This window comes from Endozoicomonas sp. ALB115, assembly GCF_049310245.1.
Taxonomy (GTDB): Bacteria; Pseudomonadota; Gammaproteobacteria; order Pseudomonadales; family Endozoicomonadaceae; genus Endozoicomonas.
Genome location: NZ_JBLYZG010000002.1, coordinates 135,342 through 158,695 on the forward strand (window position 1 = coordinate 135,342; position 23,354 = coordinate 158,695).

Annotated in this window: 10 protein-coding genes; 6 read left to right on the top strand and 4 right to left on the bottom strand. The window is 50.9% G+C overall.

Annotated features, from left to right (window positions below; all coding sequences use genetic code 11):
• Positions 1-3: 3 nt before the first annotated feature.
• A complete protein-coding gene (locus ACO6VE_RS01645; RefSeq protein ID WP_422459437.1) occupies positions 4-918 on the bottom strand; it encodes an efflux RND transporter periplasmic adaptor subunit in 915 nt (304 codons plus the stop codon).
• A 470-nt stretch (positions 919-1,388) separates the two neighbouring features.
• On the opposite strand from ACO6VE_RS01645, the gene ACO6VE_RS01650 reads away from it, so the two are divergent.
• From ACO6VE_RS01650 to tldD, 4 genes are all read left to right on the top strand, one after another.
• Positions 1,389-3,980 (top strand): hypothetical protein, encoded by a 2,592-nt coding sequence (locus ACO6VE_RS01650; RefSeq protein WP_422459385.1) that lies wholly within the window; start codon positions 1,389-1,391, stop codon positions 3,978-3,980.
• A gap of 423 nt (positions 3,981-4,403) precedes the next feature.
• Complete coding sequence (locus tag ACO6VE_RS01655; RefSeq protein ID WP_422459386.1) at positions 4,404-8,576, top strand: hypothetical protein; 4,173 nt, start codon at positions 4,404-4,406, stop codon at positions 8,574-8,576.
• Between the two features lie 125 nt (positions 8,577-8,701).
• Entirely contained in the window at positions 8,702-12,028 is a 3,327-nt protein-coding gene (locus ACO6VE_RS01660) for a hypothetical protein (RefSeq protein WP_422459388.1), read from the top strand.
• A gap of 172 nt (positions 12,029-12,200) precedes the next feature.
• The gene (tldD, locus tag ACO6VE_RS01665; RefSeq protein WP_422459390.1) at positions 12,201-13,640 is read left to right on the top strand and encodes a metalloprotease TldD; all 1,440 of its coding nucleotides are present in this window, start codon (positions 12,201-12,203) and stop codon (positions 13,638-13,640) included.
• A gap of 179 nt (positions 13,641-13,819) precedes the next feature.
• On the opposite strand, the gene ACO6VE_RS01670 is transcribed toward tldD, so the two are convergent.
• From ACO6VE_RS01670 to ACO6VE_RS01680, 3 genes are all read right to left on the bottom strand, one after another.
• Positions 13,820-14,482 (bottom strand): NUDIX hydrolase, encoded by a 663-nt coding sequence (locus ACO6VE_RS01670; protein ID WP_422459391.1) that lies wholly within the window; start codon positions 14,480-14,482, stop codon positions 13,820-13,822.
• Between the two features lie 24 nt (positions 14,483-14,506).
• Positions 14,507-15,562: an AI-2E family transporter gene (locus ACO6VE_RS01675; protein ID WP_269673454.1), complete on the bottom strand. Its 1,056-nt coding sequence runs from the start codon at positions 15,560-15,562 to the stop codon at positions 14,507-14,509.
• A 97-nt stretch (positions 15,563-15,659) separates the two neighbouring features.
• Positions 15,660-17,153: a carboxypeptidase M32 gene (locus tag ACO6VE_RS01680; protein ID WP_422449198.1), complete on the bottom strand. Its 1,494-nt coding sequence runs from the start codon at positions 17,151-17,153 to the stop codon at positions 15,660-15,662.
• 436 nt (positions 17,154-17,589) lie between these two features.
• On the opposite strand from ACO6VE_RS01680, the gene ACO6VE_RS01685 reads away from it, so the two are divergent.
• Both ACO6VE_RS01685 and ACO6VE_RS01690 read left to right on the top strand, forming a co-directional pair.
• Entirely contained in the window at positions 17,590-20,325 is a 2,736-nt protein-coding gene (locus tag ACO6VE_RS01685; protein WP_422459394.1) for a hypothetical protein, read from the top strand.
• Between the two features lie 237 nt (positions 20,326-20,562).
• Positions 20,563-23,238, top strand: a complete 2,676-nt coding sequence (locus tag ACO6VE_RS01690) for a hypothetical protein (protein WP_422459396.1) — start codon at positions 20,563-20,565, stop codon at positions 23,236-23,238.
• The last annotated feature ends 116 nt before the right edge of the window (positions 23,239-23,354 follow it).

Consider the following 23,354-nt stretch of genomic DNA (forward strand, 5'->3'; position numbering starts at 1 on the left):
GCATCAGACTCCAGAACTTTTCTGGGTGGAGCCATCAGCGTTTCTGATAAGAGAGCCATCAGCTTTTTTGATGAAAGAGCCATCAGCTTTTCCAGAGCCTTTCGTGGCTTTTTCAGCAGAGCTATCGGTATATGGGCGAACTTCCATGCCCTCTTTAAGGCTGGAGACACCGGCGATAATGACCCGTTCACCGGTGGTCAGGTGTTGTCTGATCTCAATGCGGTTGTTATTCAGGTTGCCCACTTTGACAAAACGTTTTTTCACCCGGTTGTCACTGCCAACCACCCAGACAAACTGGCCGCCCTGATTGTCCGGAACCACTGCCGTCAGCGGAACGGTGATGGTTGCCAGAGCGCCTTCCGCCCGGGTGCTGGACGCAGTGACTTTAACAGCCATGCCCGGCAGAACGCGGAAGCCCTTGAGGTCATTAAATCCGAATACCACCGGGTAAGTCTGGGAGACAGGCTCCGCTTCTGTTGCCCAGGTGCGTAAATCCAGTGGGAACAACTGACCGGGTACGGCGGATAATTCCGCATTGACTGTCGCCTGATTCTGCTCGGAAAGCATCATCTGATGGGGGAGGTTAATCACAACTTCCAGGTCACTCAGGTCATGCAGCACCAGCACTGGCGCATTGGCCTGGATCTGGATATGGTTGTCCACCAGTTTACGACCGATGATGCCGTCAAAAGGTGCTCTCAGCTCGGTGTACTCATGCTGTCGTTTTGCTTCATCGACACGGTTCCGGGCCAGATTGAATCGGGTGGTGATGGCGTCCAGATCACTTTTGGAAATCGCCCGGCTTTTGTCAAAAATCGCTTTGGCGCGATTATAGTCATCCTCTGCAAGAAGTAAACGTTTGAGTTTATAGTATGCTTGCGTTAAAAAAATGTAAACTTCGTAGTGTACTATGCGTATTGCTTTCTTTGCCCCCGTTCTTGTTCAGGGTTTGGAAATAGCAGAGCTTAACGTTGAACAAGCCGACGCAAAAAGTGAGAACAATACGAATAAAGCAAAATATTTTTCACGGCAAAAGTAATTGCTTATGTCCTTGTGTAGTCCAAAGCAATCTTACCAAAACTGAAATAACGACAAAAAGTCATCTAGCCTCCTAGTAGATGGTTTCAATGAGTTTGACTGGTTGTCGTGCCTCCACACTCCGTTCGTCCTGAGCCTGTCGAAGGACGGAAACTCCGGACTCTGATAGATCGTGCCAAGCCCCCTTAGTCCGCGCATCCTGAGCGGAGACGATGGACGCTCAGGGTGAACGGAGATTGTACACGTCAAACTCATTGAAACGATGTACTAGTGTATGCCTTTGTTTTTTACTCATACGACAATGGCGCTCTAAATATCTAACAGAGACAACATCTATTATGGAGTAAATTGTGCAACCATTTTCTTCAACTCATGTACCAATGTCAGATGTAACCAGCAATCCCTCCTTTAACGAACCAGCAAAAACAAATCCCTCTGGTACATTAGGAAAGTTTGCAGTTGCTGTCCAGTCAGGTATTACCACTTTTTTCAGTTCTCTCTCTCCCAATTATGTTCCTGAACATCAACGACAAACCAATCAGCCAACTGCCCCGGTTGTCAATATGCTGCCTGCTGAAAATAAAAACGACAAAACAAGTTTAGTGGCTGATGTCGTCCAGGGAGTTGGGCTGGCCAGCAAGGTACTTTCCTGCTGGGTACCCAATGTCAGTGAAGTGAGCGATGCGGTAGTAACACTCTGTTCTTCCTTTTCCCTGGCTCATAGCCTGGACAATATGGCCAAGTCGGGCAAGTCGGGTAAAGAGCCAACCAGCGGTTCGGAAAATGTGCCAAAACCCCATTCGCAAGAGATCACCAATAAACACCAGGAAGATGACAAGCAGGGCAAGCCGGTAAACGCTTCCAACACAACAAACAGTGTGTCCGGTCCGGCCATTGCAACCGTCACACTGATGGCGATGGATCGGCTAGCGGGTGCTGCGGCCCTGCCCGAAGAAGGAAAACCAGGGTCCAGGAACAACCCGATATGCGTGAATGGCAGTGAAATATGCGTGAATGGCAGTGAAATACTGGGCAAAATCGGTCAGGAAGGCTATCCCCCGAACGGTTCCTACCGTCAGACAAAAAGTTTCAGCCACAACAGCGGTGTGGCTATTGGTAGCGTGAGCACACCATTCACGGGGCGTTATGATGGAGGCGGTCATACCATCAGAGACCCACAGCGCTGCCTATTCAGCAAGCTTGGGCGTGGTGCCATCGTGCATGACCTGAATGTCGCCAATGGAGTTATCGAAAACAGTGATCGGTACTCAGCGGCACTGGCCTGTGAAATGGGTGAACAATCAACGGTTCGCAACATCCTTGTCGAGGATACCAGCATTATCAACAAGCGGGCTTCTAATCGTACCTCCACTGGCGTCATCACCGGACTGCAGCAAACAGACAGCCTGATTGAGTGCGCTGTTGTGAAAAACTGTTCGGTCACCACCTCTGAGCGTTACTCAGTTGCAGGTATCGGTGCTGGCAAGATGTCTGGAGAGATTGAGCATCTGGCAGTCACCGATAGTTGGGTACTAACCATGGGTGGCCTGGCTCATGCCGGGATTGGCGGCGGCCAAGTGTGCGGTGATATCCGGAACATAACGGTGGTAAAGAGCAGGGTCACTACCGATGGTAAGCATGCGAATGTCGCCATTGGTGGCGGGATGGTTGGTGGTTTCGGAACTCATTGCGAACCCGGGCTTGATGGTTCCGTCAATGATCTTGTTGCCCTGGACAGCTACGTTAGAACGGAAGGCTCCCGGGCCTATGCCGGCATTGGTGGCGGGATGGTGGCTGGTGAGGTCAGGGGGGGCATTGCCATTAACTGTAATGTTACAACGGCGAATAATAGGCGTGCGGGTATTGATTCCGGTTATAGTCATGGTAATAAAACAACGGAAATACGAACGTTGAACAGCTGGGTTAACGGTGACTTACAAAACTCTGACTCTGTATATTCACCCGAACTATGCCGTACCGTCGATTCCCGTTTAGTGAACGATGATTGTCAGCTAACTGACTCACTCACTGAAGACCATTGGTATCGGAATTGTTCAACATCTACTGCTTCATCTACTGCCTCATCTACTGACTCCGCACCTGCCCGTTCAACTGCTACCCGGCAACATAGCCGGTTCCTGCAGCCAGCTTCAGCCACCACCAATAAAACCGTGATGGCTGATACAACCTCACAACAACCGGCAATGACACAACTCAATGAAAAGGTAACGGCCGACACAACCAGCTCGCAGTCCAGACCAACTCTGACAAGCCAGGCCACCTTGGGCCAAAGGGCAATGACCAACACAACCAGCCCGCTGCCCGGTCCAACTCTGACAAGCCAGGCCCCTGTGGACCAAACGGCAATGGCCAGCCCGCTGTCCGGCCCAACTCTGACAAGCCAGCCCCCCGTGGACAAAACGGCAATGGCCAGCCCAACCAGTCCGCTGTCCAGCCCAACTCTGACAAGCCAGGCCACCTTGGGCCAAAGGGCAATGGCCAACACAACCAGCCCGCTGTCCAGCCCAACTCTGACAACCCGGGCCCCGCTCAACGAAATGGTCATGTCCAATACGGCCATTACAGGGCACACCATGACAACGCCGTTACCGACCATCAATGCCACGGTCACTACCACAGCACCATTGGCAATGGCTGCAATGACAACCACAGCACCAGTGACGGAAAACGGGGTGACGTTACCGGAAGCATCAGTGACATTTGCTGGCATGCCCCCAACAACGGTACTGCCCACCACCCCCCCACTGGTTACAATCCCGAACACCGGGCTGATCCTGGGTGTCAGCCTGGGTACAGCTTTCACGATCCTTGCAGGCATTGGTCTATACGCTTTCTACCAATACCACCGTCGGGGCGAGGCACCGAAACAAGCGGAACCCGAAATACCTTTGGAACCCTTAAACCAGCAGGCCAATAACTGATTGTATCCATTTATGAATGTTCTGCTGCCTGCATGGCTGGCTTGCAGGCAGCGGATTCCTCCTGGCAGCAGTGCTGGCTTTCTGCCTGTTTGAAACTGTGTTGACAACATTATGGAGAACAATACATGCAATCACATTTACCATTGAACGCTACTCTGACCGCCCCGTTCTTGTTCAGGGTTTGGAAATAGCAGAGCTCAACGTTGAACAAGCCGACGCAAAAAGTGAGAACAATCGAATAAAGCAAAATATCTTTCACGGCAAAAGAAATTGCTTATGACTTTATGTAGTCCAAAGCAATCTTACCAAAACTGAAATAATGACAAAAAGCCATCTAGCCTCCTAGGTGTATGCCTTTGTTTTTTACTCATACGACAATGGCACTCTCAATGTATAACCGAGACAACATTTATGGAGTAAATTGTGCAGCCATTTTCTTCAACTCATGCACCAATGACAGATGTAACCAGTAATCCCTACCTTAACGAACCAGCAAAAACCAAACCCACTGGTACATTAGGAAAGTTTGCAGTTGCTGTCCAGTCAGGTGTTACCTCCTTCTTCAGCTCTCTCTCTCCCAATTATATTCCTGAGCATCAACGACAAACCAGCCAGCCAGCTGCACCGGTTGCCAATACGCTGCCTGCTGACAATAAAAACGACAAAACAAGCCTGGCGGATAGTGTCGTCCAGGGGGTTGGGCTGGCCAGCAAGGTACTTTCCTGCTGGGTACCCAATGTGAGTGCAGTGAGCGATGCGATAGGAACCATCTGTTCTTACGTTTCTCTGGCGAATAGCCTGGATAATATGGCCGTGTCGGGAAAGTCTGGTAAAGAGCCAGCCAGCGGTTCAGACAATGTGTCAAAACACCATTCGCAAAAGGTCACTGATAAAAAACAGGAAGATGAAAAGCCAGACAAGCCGGTAACCGCTTCGGGCACAGCAAAACGTGTATCAGGTCCGGCCATGGCAACCGCCACCCTGATGGCGATGGACCGGCTGGCGGGTGCTGCGGCCCTGCCTGCAGAAGGCAGACCCGGGGCCTGGAACAACCCGATACCCGTTGAGGATAGCGCAACACTGGGCAAAATCGGCCGTAACGATAGCTATCCCCCGGACGCTCATTATCAGCAGACTCGAAGCTTCAGCCATAACACCAGTGTTCCGGTTGGCAGTGACAGCACCCCATTTCAGGGCCATTACGACGGTGGGTGCCATACCATAAGCGATCTGCAGGACTGTTTGTTCGGTGAACTCGGGTCCGGTGCCGACGTTAAGAACCTGCGTATTGCCAATGCCACCATTGATCAAACCGGCAAGCAGCACTCTGCCGTATTGGCCTGTAAAATGTCCGGTGGCTCTGCGGTCAGTGATGTCCGGATTGAACATGGCAGCGTGGCAACCAGGCAAGGGGTAATATCCTCAGAGTCGGTCAGTACCGCCGGGGTAATTACCGGGCTACAGGGTAAAAAGAGCGTTCTGAAAGACATTGAGATTGTTAACTGCTCAGTCACTTCTTCAGGGCGGAACACAGATACCGGAGCCGGGGGAGGATGGGTTGATGGTAATATCGAGCGCTTGACCGTTAGAGACACTCAGGTTACCAGTGCAGGGGCTTATTCTCCAGCAGGCATAGGTGGTGGCCTGGTCACTGGCGAGATAAAACAACTCACCGTAGTCAACGGTCAGGTTACAACGACGGGAACCAGCGGGCATGCTGCCATTGGTGGTGGGCAGGTTGGCAGGGTGTTTCCGCCTGTTGCTGGCAAGGTCAGTGAACTTGTTGCCCTGAATAGCCGGGTCAACATAGAAAATGATCACAGCTTTGCTGCTATTGGCGGTGGCCTTGTAGCTCAGCAAAGTGAGATCAACGGCATAACGGCTATCGACTGTTCTGTTTCAGCCAGTCAGAACCTTTCCTGGATTGCGATTGGTGCCGGTTGGAACATGGGGCAAGTTGCTGATACCACCGCAGTGAACAGTTCAGTCACCGGGCGTTTTGCAGATATTGGGAAGGCACTCGGTTCAGGCAGCGAGAAGGGGACCGCCTCCCTGAACAGCCAGGTTAATGGTGAATTGAAAAACTTTGGCAATGTTACCTTACCCGGTTTATGTCGTACGGCTGATGCACGTTTTGTGACCAGTGATTGTCAGCTGAACCCTGATTCACTCACCGGAGATCATTGGAACTGTTCAAGCTCCACTGCTACTTCGGCCCCGGTTCCTCAGCCAACGACATTACCCATCACGGAAACCGTGACAGCAAATCCAATCACACAACCAGCAACCGATGCACTGACAACGCCGACAACCATGCATAAAACAGCGCTGTCCCATACCACCACACCGCTTCCTGGCAGCAAACCATTGACCGGAACGTCGGCTGCACCGGACAGTCCGATACTGGTCGCGGATAGCGAAACACTGGGCAAAATCGGTCAGCCAGGCTATCCCCTGGACGGTCACTACCTTCAGACAAAAAGTTTCAGCCATAACAACAGTGTGACCATTGGGAGCTGGAGCACGCCATTCAAGGGGGATTATGATGGGGGGTGTCATACCATCAGTGATCCGGAGGGTTGCCTATTCGGCAAGCTTGGGCGTGATGCCATTGTGCATGACCTGCATGTCGCCAATGGAGCCATCGAAAACAGTGATCGGTTCTCAGCGGCACTGGCTTGTGAAATGGGCGAACAATCAACGGTTCGCGACATCCTTGTCGAGGATACCAGCATTATCAACGAGCGGGCTGCTAATCTTTTTAGTCGTACCTCCACTGGCGTCATCACCGGACAGCAGGAAACAGGCAGCCTGATTGAGGGCGTTGATGTGAAAAACAGTTCGGTCACAACCACTGGCAACTTTTCCCCGGCCGGCATTGGCAGTGGTACGACCAGGGGACAGATGAAGAATATGAATGTCGCAGACAGTCAGGTCACCACCTCTGGCCGTTACTCAGATGCGGGTATCGGCGCTGGCAGGATGGCTGGACAGGGTGAGCATCTGGCAGTAACCGATAGCCGGGTAGAAACCCGGGGTAGCCATTCTAATGCCGGGATTGGAGGGGGCAAAATCACCGGGGATATTGAGCATCTGACGGTTCTGTCAAGTAATGTCAGCACTGATCAGTTCTCATCCGATGCCGGCATTGGCGGCGGTGAAGTGGCCGGTGATATCCGCACCATGACGGTGATCAAGAGCCATGTCACCACCAAAGCTCCCATAGCTTATGCAGGCATTGGTGGCGGACAGGTTGGCATGAGGCCCAGTCTTAGACCTTTTGGCGGCGGAGGCCAACTTATCAGGGGTTCCGTCAATGATCTCGTTGCCGTGGACAGCCACGTAAGGACGGAAGGCCGTTTGGCACATGCCGGCATTGGTGGCGGGGTGGTGAATGATGAGGTCAGAGGGATCAGCGCTATTGACTGTTCTGTTTCAACGGCGGATGGGAGTGGGGGTATTGGTGCCGGTCGTAAGGCCGGCAGTACAGCGGATATACGATCATTGAACAGCCAGGTTAATGGTGAGCTGGAAAACTTTGGCTCTGCAGATTCATCCGAATTATGCCGTACCGCTGACTCCCGTTTTGTAACCGATGATTGCCAACTCACGTCGGGCTCACTCACTGAAGACCATTGGCATTGGAACTGTTCAGCAACATCTATTGCTGCTACACCTGCCCATTCACCTGCTGTCCGGCAATATAGCCCGCAGACAGCGGCATCCTCGACCAATAACCCTGCGATGGCTGATACAACCTCACAACAACCGGCAATGACATCACTCAATAAAACGACAATGGACAGCACAAGCAGCCTGCTGTCCAGCCATACTCAGACTACCCCGGCACCATACAACAAGACGACAATGGACAGCACAGTCAGCTCGCTGTCCAGCCATACTCTGACCACCCCGGTACCATTCAATAAAACGGCAATGGACAGCGCAACTAGCCCGCTGTCCAGCCATACTCAGACTACCCCAGCAGCATTCAACAAAACGGCAATGGACAGCACAGCCAGCATGCTGTCCAGCCATACACAGACCACCCCGGTGCCATTCAACAAAGCGACAATGGACAGAACTACCAGCCCACCGTCCAGCCATACTCAGACTACCCCGGCACCACTGGGCAAAACGGCAATGGCCAACACAAGCACTCCGTTGTCCAGTCCTGCTCTGACCACCCCGGCATTGCTCAACGAAATGGTAATGTCCAATACAACCATTACAGGAAACACCATCTCAACGCCGTTACCGTCCATCAATGCCACGATCACTCCCACAACACCATTGGCAACGGCGGCAATGACAACCTCAGCACCAGTAACGGAAACCGTGGTGACGTTACCGGAAGCATCAATGACATTCTCCGGCATGCCCCCGGCAACGGCACTGCCCGTCACGCCTGCACCATTGGCTGGAACCATCAGTACCTGGGTTGTCCTGGGTGTCAGCCTGGGTACCGCTGTCACGATCCTTGCGGGCATTGGTCTATGCGCTCTCTACCAACACTATCATCGTCGGGACGAGGCACAGCAACCAGCGGATCCTGAAATACCTTTGGAACACTTAAATCAGCAGGCCAATAACTGATTGTATCCATTTATGAATGTTCTGCTGCCTGCATGGCTGGCTTGCAGGCAGCGGATTCCTCCTGGCAGCAGTGCTGGCTTTCTGCCTGTTTGAAACTGTGTTGACAGCATTATGGAGAACAATACATGCAATCACATTTGCCATTGAACGCTACTCTGACCGCCCCTGCCGAAAACCCGGGAATTGCCTCGACAACCCAGTCTGAACCTGTGGGCAAATCCGGGAGGTTTGCCGTTACCATTCGATCAGGCATCACCTCTTTCTTCGCTTCGCTGTCGCCGGCTTATGTCCCCGAAAACCTGCAGCAACCCACCCTGATCAGCCAGCCCGTAACAGTGGATGTAATGAACCCGGCCGATTCCGATAATAAAAGCGGCAGGACAGGTTCGATGACCGATATCGTCCGGCAAGTTGGACTGGCCAGTAAGGTAGCTTCCTGCTGGATACCTTCCGTCAAGGTTGTCAGCGATGCAGTCAGCACCCTCTGCTCATCTGTTGCCCTGAGTCAGGATTTGCACAGCATGATGGCCACAGAAGCATCAGGACGAAAACAGAACAGACCGGTCAACCGTTGCGGAGGCAGCATGTCCGGCCCCGCTGCTGCGACCCTGGCAATGGTTGCCCTGGACAGGCTTTCCGGTGCGGCGGCTGTCCCCTCTGCCGGGACATCACCAGGCTCACCGGACAATCCGATACCGGTTGGTGATAGCGAAACCCTGGGCAAAATTGGTCAGGAGGGCTACCCCGCTGACGCTTACTACCGCCAGACAAAAAGCTTCAGCCATAACAGCAGCGTGTCAGTGGGTGATGATGATCATCCGTTCACCGGCCATTATAACGGTGACTGTTATACCATCAGTGATTCCCGTCGCTGCCTATTCCACAAGCTAGGGCATTATTCCGAGGTCCGCGACCTGCGCGTGGCCAATGCCAATATCAATAATACGGATAAGTCCTCAGCGGCACTGGCCTGTGAAATGGAGGGAAAATCAACGATACGCGATGTCCGGATAGAGGATAGCCGTATCATCAATAGCAGAAAATCTGCACGGTCTGACTCAACGTACACCGGAGTCATTACCGGGCTTCAGCAAGAAGGCAGCCAGATTGAGAGAGCCGAGGTGAAAAACAGTTCGGTCTTAACCTCAGGGAACTATTCCCCGACCGGTATCGGCGCTGGTAAGACCCGGGGTGAGATGAACCACCTGAACGTGGAGGGGGCTCGGGTCACAACATCAGGTTTAAACTCAGATGCCGGTATCGGCGCTGGCGAAATGGAAGGACAGATTGAGCGGCTGACGGTTTCGGACAGCCAGGTGGAAACCCGGGGCATCGAGGCGGATGCGGGGATTGGTGGGGGGGAGGTCGATGGTGATATACAACATCTGACGGTGTCGGGGACCAATGTCAGCACCCACAAACCTGGGTCAGATGCCGGCATTGGCGGAGGAATGGTAACCGGTAAAATTAATAACATGACGGTGGTGAAGAGCCGGGTCACTACCAATGGCAACCGGGCTTATGCCGGTATTGGTGGTGGGCAGGTTGGCCACACCCTGCCCGGGCCTTTTGGCGGAGGCAAACTTCTTAAGGGTTCCATCAATGACCTGGTTGCCCTGGACAGCCACGTGAGAACCGAAGGGAATGCCGCCTCTGCCGACATTGGCGGCGGGTATGTGCATGACCGGGTCAACGGAACCAACGCAGTGAGCTGCACGGTCTCAGCCGGTGGCAGGGGCGCAAATGATGGTGCTGCCATTGGTGCAGGCTACAACGCTGGCGAGGTGATCAATACCCGTGCAGTGAACTGCACAGTCACCACGGAGACTGGCGCTAATGCTGGCATAGCTGACGGTGGTGTTTTTAGAGGCGCTGTGATCGGGGATGTCCGGTCACTCAACAGCCTGGTTAACGGTGAATTGGTCAATGTTGGGAATCTGACGATGCCGGGTTTATGCCGTACTGCCGACCCTCGTTTAGTTACCAGTGATTGTCAGGTGCATCCGGATCCTGTTATGGATAACCTCTGGAACTGCTCAACAACGCCATTGATTGCGGAACGAGGGTCTGTCTGGAAACCCATTTCGATAAACGACAGCAAAACGTTCAATAAAATCGGCCTGGATGCTGATTATCCAGCCAATGCCTACTACATCCAGACCGGTGATCTGGATGGCTCTGAGCTGAATTATGATAAAACTGTCGTTTTTTCCGGCCATTATCATGGACAGGACCGTATCACTGATCAGCAAACAATGTGTTTATTCCGGGACCTTCGGGGCAGCGTTAACAATCTGCAAGTGGTTAATGCCCGGGTATCGGCAGAAAACGAAGCCGCTGCGGTGGTCGCCTGTACCATGGATGACACCAGCCGTATCGGGAATATCAAGGTTGCCAACGCCAGCGTAACCATTCACGGTGATTCCCCGGCTGCGGGGGGGATTATTACGGCACAACAACTCAGCAGGGAAAGCCGCATTGAAAATATTGAAGTACACAACTGCACCGTTGAAACAAGGGGGAGAGACCAGCTTGCCGGTATGGTCGCGGGTGAGATCCGGGGGCAGGTTGATGACGTTACGGTACAAAATAGCCGGATAAGTACACAAGGTTACGAAGCCCATGGGGGGATCGGAGGTGGGCTTATTGAGGGCAAACTCAGCCATGTCACGTCGGTATGTAATAACGTGGAAGTCTCTGGCCCTGAGGCTTTCGCCGGCATTGGCGGTGGCCAGATTGATCCTCTGGGTGAAGTCCGTGACCTGACGGCGATTAACAGCACCGTAAGAACCATGAGCGACGGTGCCAATGCCGGAGTTGGTGCCGGATCCATAAGCCATGCCGGGGAAGCAAACAATATCACTGCACTGAACTGCCGGGTATTCACCATGGGCAACGGTGCTAATGCCGGAGTCGGTGCCGGTAAAATTGAGCGCTATGGTGAACTCAATGCCATAACCGCTGTAAACAGCGAGGTGATTGCGGTTGGTAGAAATAGCAGTGCCGGTGTCGCTGCCGGCTATGCTGCCAGCGGGTTTGCAGATAAATCCGATGCGAGATTGACTGATATCCGCACCGTAAACACCCGGGTTAATTTTCAGAGCAGCAGTGATACCAATATCAGCGCCGATACACTCTGTGCCTCAGCTGACCAGCGTTTTGTCAGCTCCGATTGCCAGCTCAGTTCATCATTACCCGATGGCACATGCCCAATAACAACACCGATGACAACATTTACGGGTATGCCTTTAACCCTGCCCACATCATCAACAATAGCTGCGGCTGCACCTGCCATTGCAACAGGCCTGAGCACAGGCGCAATTGCCGGTATTGCCGTCGGCGTTACTGCCGTGGTTGCCGTGGTCGGTCTTGGTGGTGTGTGTCTCTATCGCCATTATCATCGGAGAAAAGAGTTTGATCCACAGCAACTGCTGCCATTGGATGATATATAGTTTCTCAAAAGGCTATTTTCGGATGCCAAACTGCTATTGGAAATTTCAAACTTCCCTTGAGTTAGCCCGTTCTCAGGGAGTAGGCTTGCAATAAGAATAAACCAGTGTGAAGCCACGCTGCTGACAAAACGTGCTGCTGACAAAAGCGGTAACAAAAGTGGTGACAAAATCTATGACCGATATTATTACAACAGCCCGCGACCAACTGCTGACTCCAGCCAATATCGGCGACAGTGAACTCAGCAGGATTCTGGATAACATTCTGGGGCACAATGTGGATGCCGCTGACCTCTATTTTCAATCCATGCGCCATGAGTCCTGGGTGCTGGAAGATGGCATCGTTAAGGAAGGCAGTTTCAATGTCGACAGCGGGGTTGGTGTTCGCGCCATGAGTGGCGAGAAGACCGGTTTTGCCTACTCCAATGAAATTATCCTCCCGGCACTGGAACAGGCTGCCGGTGCTGCCCGAAGTATTGCCCGGGTCGGCCAGCAGCAGCAGGTTCAGGCATGGCAGCGCAGCCAGCCACTGTCGCTCTACGGAACCGCCAACCCTCTGGACTCTTTAACCAGTGAAGATAAAGTTGATCTGCTAAAAAAGCTGGACCAGGAAGCCCGCAAGGCGGACCCCAGTGTCAAGCAGGTGACGGTGAGTCTGGCCGGTGTCCATGAGGTGGTGCTGGTAGCCGCCTCCGATGGCACGCTGGCGGCGGATATTCGCCCGCTGGTTCGTTTGAATGTCAGTGTTATTGCTGAAAAAGAAGGGCGTATTGAGCGCGGGTCGGCCGGAGGCGGCGGCCGGGGTGACTACCTTCAGTTCCTGCTCAACGACACCGGCCTTGAGTATGCCCGCAAAGCCGTGCGTCAGGCGATGACCAACCTTGAAGCAGTGGCCGCTCCGGCAGGCACCATGCCGGTGGTATTAAGCGCTGGCTGGTCCGGTGTGCTGCTGCACGAAGCGGTAGGACATGGACTGGAAGGTGACTTTAACCGCAAAGGGTCGTCTGCCTATGCTGGCCGGATTGGCGAACGGGTAGCTTCTCCACACTGTACCATTGTTGATGACGGTACGCTGGGCGGTCGTCGTGGTTCCATGAATATGGACGATGAGGGCGTACCCACAGAAAGCACCGTCCTGATTGAAAATGGCATTCTCAAAGGCTATATGCAGGATAAGCTGAACGCTCGTTTAATGGGTGTTGCACCGACCGGTAACGGACGACGTGAGTCGTATTCTCACCTGCCCATGCCAAGGATGACCAATACTTATATGCTGGCTGGCAAGCATGACCCGGAGGAGATTATCAGTACCGTTAAAAAAGGCATCTATGTGGAAAACATGGGCGGTGGTCAGGTGGATATTACCTCCGGCAAGTTTGTGTTCTCCACCAGTGAGGCCTGGTTGATCGAAAATGGCAAAAAGACCGTGCCAGTCAAGGGCGCAACCCTGATCGGTAACGGCCCTGATGTGATGAACAAGGTGTCCATGGTCGGCAGTGACCTGGAACTGGACCCCGGTGTCGGGGTCTGTGGTAAGGATGGTCAGTCTGTTCCGGTGGGTGTTGGTCAGCCGACGTTGAAGATTGATGAAATTACCGTGGGTGGTACGGCTTAGGAATTGTCTGGAAATAACTTCCCTATTTTCATCGCCCGACTCCGTTCGGACTGAGCTTGTCGAAGTTCGGTGGCACGACCCTTCGATACTTCGACAAGCTCAGCACTCAGGGTGAACGGAAATCGGGAACTTATTAAAAGACAATTACTTAATATTCTCTGCGGATTGTGCCCATCGTTTCAGTCAAAAACGGTGGGCAATTCGCGTTTATTTTTGTGTTCCAGTAATAATTGGATATCTTCCGGCAAGGTTCTTCCCCTGGAAAGCTCCGGCAGATCGTCAATATCAAAAAAACCGATATCGGAAATTTCAATATTCTCTTTTGGGGCTCCACCGGTCAGTTCGCAGAGAAAAATCAATTTGTAGATATGATAGGGGCTTCGTGGGCGGTAGGGGTGTTGCTGGGTATCCCGAACAGCGACCAGCTTTAATGCCCTGGCGGTATAGCCGGACTCTTCCACAATTTCCCGCTCGACCCCATAAGCGGGAGGTTCACACACATCACCCCAGCCTCCGGGCAGCGCCCAGCGCCCATCAGAGCGCTCTTTGACCAGCAGTATTTTATTATCGAGGAATACGCCGCCACGGAGGTCAATCTTCGGGGTGGCATAACCATGATCCGGCAGAAAGTAGTCGTCCACTTTTGCTGTGGGGGCTCCGGTCAGCAGTGCGGTCATATCGTGGGCAATAGCCTGTAATTGGTGATATCGCTCAAGGTCAAATTCACCTCTGGAGAAGGTGAGCCCGTTCTGGGCAATGGCCCGGATCTTTTCTGCCCAGTCGATCCATGGATTGTTATCCGGGGCATTTTTTTTCAGATCAACGTCAGGTTTATCAACCATCACCGGCTCCCTTTTACCTATTAATCAGCTGTTCTTCTGTTGGTGTTGCTCTGCACTGTCGTCAGGTCCTAATAGAATAGCCATGTTCCGCCACTGTCTGGAAGATTCCATCATGATTTTAATAAACATGGTCAGTGGAACGGAGAGAATCATCCCTACAGGCCCTAACAGCCAGCCCCAGAAGATCAACGACAGAAAGACGACCAGGGGCGACAATCCCAGCCCTTGTCCCATAACGTTAGGCTCAATGATATTGCCGATAAACACGTTTATCGCCAGGTAGCCCGCCAGAACCAGCATGGCATCGCCATAGCCAAACTGCAGCAGTGTCAGCAGAATACCGGGAATAGCCGCCACGATGGAGCCGACATTAGGGATAAAGTTAAACAGAAAAGCGACCAGCCCCCAGAGCACATAAAAGTTCACCCCTTTCGCCCAGAGCATGGTGCCAACCAACAGGCCAGTGATCATACTGATCAGCGTTTTCAGGGCCACATAACGGTTAAATGAGTGGAGAAAACGACGCATGCTCTGTAACTCATGGTCCGGGGATGACAGTGCCAAGCGCAGCTTGCCCGGCAGCAGCGGAGCTTCCAGCAGCATGAAGATGGCGGCGATTAAAATCAGCAGGGCAAAACTCATGGTGCTGCCGAGTTTGCCAATCATATTGGTCAGCAGACTGACAAGCGCCGATGGGTCAAAGGAGTCCATAAAGGTTTTCAGGTCAACACGGATATTTTTCTGTGCTAAAAAGGCCTGAGTCCTGTTAAACGACTCAGTCAGCTGTTCACGATACCCGGGCAGTGCAGCGGTAAACTCCTGAACCGTGCTGGCAACATTACCCAGGAATAACAGGGCGAAGATGACAAAGGCCGTTAAGGTGAACAGGATTCCGACGATTCGCGGGACTCTGAACCGCGCCAGCAAGTCAACCACAGGATTGGCCAGCAAGGCAAGCAGGGCAGAAAGCAGCAGGGGAATAACCAGTGTGCTGCCCAGCTTGATCCCCGTTATGATGATAATCAGTGCTGCCAGCCCCTGAAATATATGGCGGACATGTGTCGTTTTGATGCCCCGCATCAGGTTAACCTCGAGGATAATAATGGAGAGATTCAGTCGATTTCATCATAGTTAACCCAGGCGTGCTATTGATGAAAATGCTATTTATCAGGGCCTGTCAGCCAAGATACCTTTCTTTCAGGTGTTGTTGGAAATAACTGGCCGTTAATGGCTCGCCGGTCGCCCTGGTCATCAGTTCTGCCGTGGAATACTGTCGTCCCTGTGACCAGATGTTGTTTTTCAACCAGTCAAAAATGGGTGAAAGGTTACCCTGTTGAATCAGCTCTGCAATATCCGGCATGGTTTTTTTCCGGGCGGCAAACAGCTGGGCTGCGACCATGGCTCCAAGGGTGTAGCTCGGGAAGTAGCCGAACGACCCCATGGGCCAGTGAATATCCTGCATGCAGCCATTCTTGTGATCACCGGCTACATCCAGGCCCAGGTAATCCTGCATTTTCTGCTGCCAGAGTTCGGGGATATCACCCACCTCGATGTTCCCTTCAATCAGGTCTCGCTCGATTTCATAGCGCAAAATAATATGAGCCGGGTAGGTGATCTCATCCGCATCAACCCGGATAAAGCCCGGACGAACCCGTTTGTAGATTTTTTCCAGATTATCCAGTGCCATGGCGGGCTGTGACGTGCCAGCGCAGAGGTGTTTGACGATCAACGGCTGGATCAGCGACAGGAATTCGCTGCTGCGGCCCAGCTGCATTTCAAAGAACAGGCTCTGTCCTTCATGGATTCCCATGGAGCGGGGGAGGGCAATGGGGAGTTCACGGTTCTGTTCCGGCAGATTTTGCTGGTAGCGGGCATGGCCGGTTTCATGGATGATGCCCATCAATGCTTCTACAAAATTATCTTCTTTATAGCGGGTAGTCATCCGGACATCTTCGCTGACACCACCACAAAATGGGTGAGTACTTACGTCCAATCGGCCATGGTCAAAATCAAAGCCGAGCAGCTGCATCACCTCCAGTCCCAGCGCCTTTTGCCTGTCGATCGGGAAGGGGCCTTCAGGCTGAATGATGCTCACCGAAGACTGGCGATCCAGGGCATCCTGAATATAGCCAGGCAGCCAGGTTTTCAGGTCACCAAACAGCTGGTCAAGCTCCCGGGTATTGACGCCGGGTTCATAAAGCTCCAATAGGGCGTTGTAAGGGGAAACATGGCTTTTTTCTGCCCGAACAGCCGCTTCCTGGCGGGAAAGGTTAACCACCTCTTTCAGATTCCTGGCAAAACCCGGCCAGTCATTTGCAGGCCGCTGGCTGCGCCAGGCATGTTCACAGTTTGTGGATGCAATGGTTTTGGCTTTCACCAGATCATCAGGAATGGCACTGGCCTGTTGCCATTCAACCGCCATCTCTCTAATGGAGCGGATGGTGTCCGGGTTGGTTTCCTGAGCCTGTGCTTCTTGCAGCCAGGCTGCCACTTCAGGTGCCGTCAGCAGCTTATGCAGAAGGGTGTTCAATTCCGCCAGCGCTGCACCACGGGCCTGATTGCCGCCGACAGGCATCATGGCGGCCTGGTCCCAGCCAGCGATAGCTCCCAGATGGGAAAGGTGATACATCTGCTGGAATCGGCTCACCAGATTCTCATAAGCAGTGGTCATCGTTGAACTCCATACACGTTATTATGAGGTCCATTGTATGACGTGATAGTTCACAGGGACAGGCTGCTTTTCTCAATTGATAAAAAAGCCGATAAAAAAAGCCGGTAACAAAGGCCGCCACCGGGAGGTTAAGGAATAGTCCTTGAATAATTTACACATTTCGGAGCCTCCGAACTCCGTTCGTCCTGAGGCTGTCGAAGGGCGTTAACTCCGAGGCATGATAGATTGTGCCAGGCACCCTTCGACTCCGCTCAGGATGAACGGAGAGTGAGTTCTAAATGTCGGAATTATTTAAGGACTTTTTTCTCAGTGATTTGAGGCGTATATAACTGTTCGTTGTTGATCTGGCCTGGTTCAGGTTGCACAGAGATGGAACAAAAAAGGCTTTACGTTGTCCGTATTGAGAGATATCCGCGATTCTAAAGGGGTATTGGTTATGGACAATGTACAGCCTTCTGTTGTCAGTGTACCTGGCGTGGTAAGTGGTGAAAATCAATTACCGGCAGCAGCCATAGCCAATCATGCCAGCAAGACCATTGGCTCCGGCGGTTCTTTGGCCGGGATACCCTGCAGTTCGAATACTATCAAAAGCAGAAAAAATGCTCCGGTGGAATACTCTGCTAAAAAAATACCGGAGAAAAGCCTGACTGAAAGAAAGGTTAACCTCCATGAAGAACCATCCAGGGTAAAAAGTTATTCGGAATTAATGTCTTTTTATCTTGAGAATCTCAAACATAAGGAGTTTTCCTACGATCTTGCAGGCTTTACACCAAAGTCAACGGAAGATCTCAAGATGATGGAGTCTTTTCGAGCGGATATTGCTCGTTTTGACAAGATGGTGAGTGATGAAAGACCGAAGCTGCGTAAAATAGGCGGTGACCGAACAAGCGCAAGACAAAGCTATGAATGCCTCAGAGAGCAGCTGTTTAATTTGAAACATAAGTACTTTATTTTGTGCTTCCAACGCTACAAGCCTGTATCCGGGATAGTGTTAGTGTTACAGATGGTATCGTCATTGCGTCTTGGTGATGAGCCCGCCATGCACCAAAAAGTCAAACGTCTCACCAGTAAGTATTGCCAATGCGTCGGTGATCTTGGCATGGAGTTATACTGGAACGCTGTCTGTAGTGATCGTCTGGCACAGCACTGGCAGGTTTTTATGTCACAATCCATGGAATTTCTGAATGTCTGTGCCGATCTGGCCACTATGCATCAACAACTCCCGAAACATCATCAGGAAAAATTTAAAGGGTTTCCTGACTCAGCATCCCGTCTCTGTACAACTGTCAGTTTGTCTCTGATCATAATCCTGGACGATGCTGTTAATCACTATGCACAGCTAGAGGACAAAGATGACCTGCATCGTGGGTTGGGTTCTGATGTTACAGGATTGAGCAAATGGTTAAATTCAGAATCAAACAATTCAGACCTGTTCAAGTGCTATGAAATTCCCCAGGTGATACAAATGATCAGTGCTTCACTGTGTATTGGCGAATTTGTCTCAGCGCGCAAGCTGTTAAGCGGGTTCATCAAATTGATTGATGGCAAAATTGATGGCATAAATGCTGACCTGGACGATACCGAATGGTTGTTTTATCTCGCCTCGAAGGCGTTATCGTGCCTGGTTTGCATCAAATTGCCAGACATTGGCAATGATGAACTTAAAAATATCGAAACAATCAAAAAGTTGTTAAAAGAGGTAATGCAAAAGGCTGAGCAGATGTTTTCCCTGTCTGCAGCTGAGTGCTCAGAACTCGATGAGTGTTTTCAAAGATTCGTAGAAGGACCCTGCAGAGACGTTTTATTGATGCACGCCCTGAGGGGACAAGAATCTGCCAGGCAAATAAGCCGTCTGATCAGTGGAGAAGAATCTGGGAAAACCAGGGAAAAGCGGGAGATCAGGGGGAAGCTGAAACGAAAAATGGCCAGGGGCTATGGTTACCAGAAACCGGTGGAGTTAAAAGCACCTGTACCCGCTGCCCAGTCGACAGCCCGGCAAGATTCACAAACCCCACCAAGGGAAACATCTTTGCCACAGGGGGTGCAGGATGCAGTAAAAGCGTTTATTGCTGATCGACCAATGGCTGAGGTCACGGCAATGATTCAATCAGTGGTTGATGATCCCGAGAGTACGCCTGTGGTTAAGGCTGAGTCTTATTTCGCTCTCGCTGATATGCTTGACAGAAAAATGAATAGAGAATTCAACCGGATTATCTCTCAAACGTCCTTCATTTATTCCTATGGGCAGTTAATACGAGCAGGTGTGATGCCGTCGTCCGCTTTGGGTGTGGCATTCAAAAAGGCCATTCAGGACGTTACTGATATAACGAAGATTTGTGGTTGGCTTGATAGTGTCAATGATGCGCTGAGCACCTTGTCGGGATTAATTCTTCGTACTGATGGGCTGGACAGGGATTTTCTGGATGAGCTGGCATCTTTGCATGAGCGTCTCAGGGCAGAGGTAGGGCTGGTTAGTGAGATTGAAGCCACTTTTGATGAGATAAAAAGCATCTGGAGTGACCGGTTCCAGTTTTTGAAAAGAAACAACAAGCTGCCAAAGGGTCGAAGAAAACCTGTACAAGATCGGCAAGATCAATCGCAAATGGCCACCTTCGATCTGCCAAAATTGCTAGAGGTCTGGGGTAAACTGACAAGGCAGGTAAACCCGTTGAAAATAACACTGGAAAAAACCGGGGAGGATATAGACAGGCATCGTATTTCCAGACTGGCAGACTGTGAGCAATGGGAGGCTGGCGGTGATGATGATTCCTCACTTGCTGCCAATGAAGATTCCTCACTTGCTGCCAATGAAGATTCCTCACTTGCTGCCAATGAAGATTCCTTACTTGCTGCCAATGATGACCCAGAGGTGCCTTCTGCGCTTGTCAGGCAGGAGGTTCAACGGGCGCAGTTAGCAGGCAGTTGCTATGGGCCTGAATACTGGTCAAACTTTACCCTGGAGGACTGGTTGCCAGGCAGTGCCCTGCCTGAAAGGCATCCATTGACACTGATCGCCGAGGCATTGCACAGACCTCTGTCGGTCAGGGCGGGTGGGCAGCAATGGTTAATTGGCGAAGATGGCACAGCAACCATCAAGCCCGGAGCCATTCCGAAAAATTCACTGAACCTGACGGTTGAAGAGCTGGCCGATCCACTGACGCCTCATACATAAGTAGCCAGAAATATATGATTCCATATGGCCAGCTACTTAACAGTCGTGCTTTCTAAACACCGTTATGAATAACCGCTCCAGTAAATGTCGCCGACAGGTATCATTAAGTCCTTATTTTTTCTCCGTGATAACGCCTCATTTTTGATCTGGCCCGGGTCAGGTTACATCGATAGGGAACAAAAAAGGCTTTACGTTGTCAATATTAAGAAATATTCGCGATTATAAAAGGTAATGGTTATGGAAAATATAAAGCCTTCTGCTGGCAGTGCACCTGGCGTGGTTACTTTTGAAAAGCAATTTCCGGCAGCAGCCAAAGACAATAATGCCAGCAAGACCATTGACTCCGTCGGTCCGAATGTTATTGAAAGCAGAAAAAAAATACCGGTGGAAGACCCTGTTGAAAAAAAGGGTGGTAAAGGACTGGCTAAGAGAAAGGTTGTCCGTCATAAAAAATTTTCCGAAGTAAAAAATTTTGATGAATTAATGCCTTTTAGTGTCAAGACCCTCCGAAATATGGAGTTTTCCTATGACTTTGCTGGCTTTACACCTAAGTCAATGAAAGATCTCGAGATTATGGAGCATTTTCGAGAGGATGTTGCTCTTTTTGAGGAAATGGTGACGAATGAAAGAAAAAAGGTTGGTAGAAAATCGAGTGACCGAACATTTGCAAAAGAAAATCGTGAAATGCTTAGAGATCAGTTGTTTCTTTTGAAACAAGAATACTTCGCTCTGTGCCACAAACGTTTCAAACCTGTATCCAAAACAGTGTTAGATTTACACTTTGTGTCGTCATTGCGTTGTGGTGATGAGCCAGACGAAAACCAAATCGAACGTCTCGCAAATAAGTATGGACAAAACATCAGTGATTTGGTCCAGCTGTTTCAGTCGAATGCTCTCAATGGTGATCGTTTGTCACAGCACTGGCAGGTCTTCATGTCACAATCCATGGAGTTTCTGAATGTCTGTGACAGTATGGCCGATTTGAATAGCCAGATCCCGATCAAGCCTGATGGTCCGCTTAGCAAGGATGTGGAAAAGCATAATCTGTATATTGACCTGATATCCAGTGTCAGTGACACTGTCGGTTTGTCTCTGATAAAAACTCTGGATGATGCTGTCAATCACTATCCACATTTGAAAGAAAAAGCAGACCTGAAGCGAGGATCAGCTTCTGCTGTTAAAGGTTTCAGCAATTGGTTAAATTCAGCGTCGGACAAACTAGACCAAGACCTGTTCAAGTGCTATGAAATTCCCCAAGTGATACAAATGGTCAGTGCTTCACTGTGTATTGGCGAATTTGCCACAGCACTCAGGCTGTTAAGCAAGTTTATCAACCTGATTGATGGCAAAATTGATGGCATAAATGCTGAACTGGGCGATATCGAATGGTTGTTTTATCTTGCATCGAAGGCATTAGCGTGCCTGGTTTGCATCAACTTGTCAGACATTGACAATCAAAAACTTATACATATCGAAACAACCAAAAAGTCGTTTAAAGACGCGATGGAAAAATTTAAGCAGACGTTTTCCCTGTCTAAAGCTGAGTGTGCAAATCTTGATGACTGTTTTCAACGATTCATAGAAGGGCCCTGCAGAGATATTTTACTGATGCATGCCCTGAAAGCAGAAGAATCCGCCATGCAAATAAACAGTCTGATCAGTGAAGAAGAATCTGAGAAAGCCAGGAAAAAATCGGAGATCAGGGGGAAGCTTAAACGAAAAATGACCAGGGGCTATGGTTACCGGAAACCGGTGCAGCCAAAAGCACCTGTACCCGCAGCTCAGTCGGCAGCCCGACAAGATTCACCAACCCCACCACGGGAAACACCTTTGCCACAGGGGGTGCAGGATGCGGTAAAGGCGTTTATTGCTGATCGACCAATGGCTGAGGTCAAGGCAATGATTCAATCAGTGGTTGATGATCCCGAGAGTACGCCTGTGGTTAAGGCTGAGTCTTATTTCGCTCTTGCTGATATGCTTGATAGAAAAATGAATAAAGAATTTGACCGGATTATCACTCATACGTCCTTTATTTATTCCTATGGGCAGTTAATACGAGCAGGTTTGACGCCGTCGCCCACTTTGGGTATGGAATTCAAAAAGGCCATTCAGGACGTTACTGATATAACGAAGATTTGTGGTTGGCTTGATAATGTCAATGATGCGCTGAGCACCTTGTCGGGATTAATTCTTCGTACTGATGGGCTGGACAGGGAATTTCTGGATGAGCTGGCATCTTTGCATGAACGTGTCAGGACAGAGGTAGGGCTGGTTAGTGAGATTGAAGCCGCTTTTGAAGAGATAAAACTCATCTGGCATGACCGGTTCCAGTTTTTGAAAAGAAACAACAAGTTGCCAAAAGGTCGAAAAAAACCTGTACAAGATCGGCAAGATCAATCGCAAATGGACACCTTCAATCTGTCACAATTGCAAGAGGCCTGGGGTGAACTGAAAAGGCAGGTAAACCCGTTGAAAATGACACTGGAAAAAACCGGGGAGGATATAGGCAGGTATCGTATTTCCAGACTGGCAGACTGTGAGCAATGGGTGGCTGGCGGTGATGATGATTCCTCACGCGCTGCCAATGATGATCCAGAGGTGGCAGCTGCGCTTGTCAGAGAGGAGGTTCAACGGGCGCAATTAGCAGGCAGTTGCTACGGGCCTGAATGCTGGTCAAACTTTACTCTGGAGGACTGGTTGCCAGGCAGTGCGCTGCCCGACAGACATCCACTGACATTGATGGCCGAGGCATTGCACAGACCTCTGTCGGTCAGGGCTGGTGGGCAGCAATGGCTAATTAGAGAGGATGGCACAGCAACCATCAAGCCAGGAGCCATTCCGAAAAACTCATTGAACCTGACGGTTGATGAGCTGGCCGATCCACTGATGCCTCATAACAGTAGTGCTTTATAAATACCGTTATGAATAACCAGCCAGCGATCTGGTACCTGGTTTTAATGAGTTTGACGTGTACGATCTCCGTTCACCCTGAGCGGAGTCGAAGGGTACTTGGCACGATCTATCAGAGT

Coding starts and splice junctions, on each gene's coding strand:
- ACO6VE_RS01675 (WP_269673454.1), bottom strand. CDS start 15,562: ATGCGGGGCATCAAAACGACACATGTCCGCCATATATTTCAGGGGCTG.
- ACO6VE_RS01680 (WP_422449198.1), bottom strand. CDS start 17,153: ATGACCACTGCTTATGAGAATCTGGTGAGCCGATTCCAGCAGATGTAT.
- tldD (WP_422459390.1), top strand. CDS start 12,201: ATGACCGATATTATTACAACAGCCCGCGACCAACTGCTGACTCCAGCC.
- ACO6VE_RS01670 (WP_422459391.1), bottom strand. CDS start 14,482: ATGGTTGATAAACCTGACGTTGATCTGAAAAAAAATGCCCCGGATAAC.
- ACO6VE_RS01690 (WP_422459396.1), top strand. CDS start 20,563: ATGGAAAATATAAAGCCTTCTGCTGGCAGTGCACCTGGCGTGGTTACT.
- ACO6VE_RS01685 (WP_422459394.1), top strand. CDS start 17,590: ATGGACAATGTACAGCCTTCTGTTGTCAGTGTACCTGGCGTGGTAAGT.
- ACO6VE_RS01660 (WP_422459388.1), top strand. CDS start 8,702: ATGCAATCACATTTGCCATTGAACGCTACTCTGACCGCCCCTGCCGAA.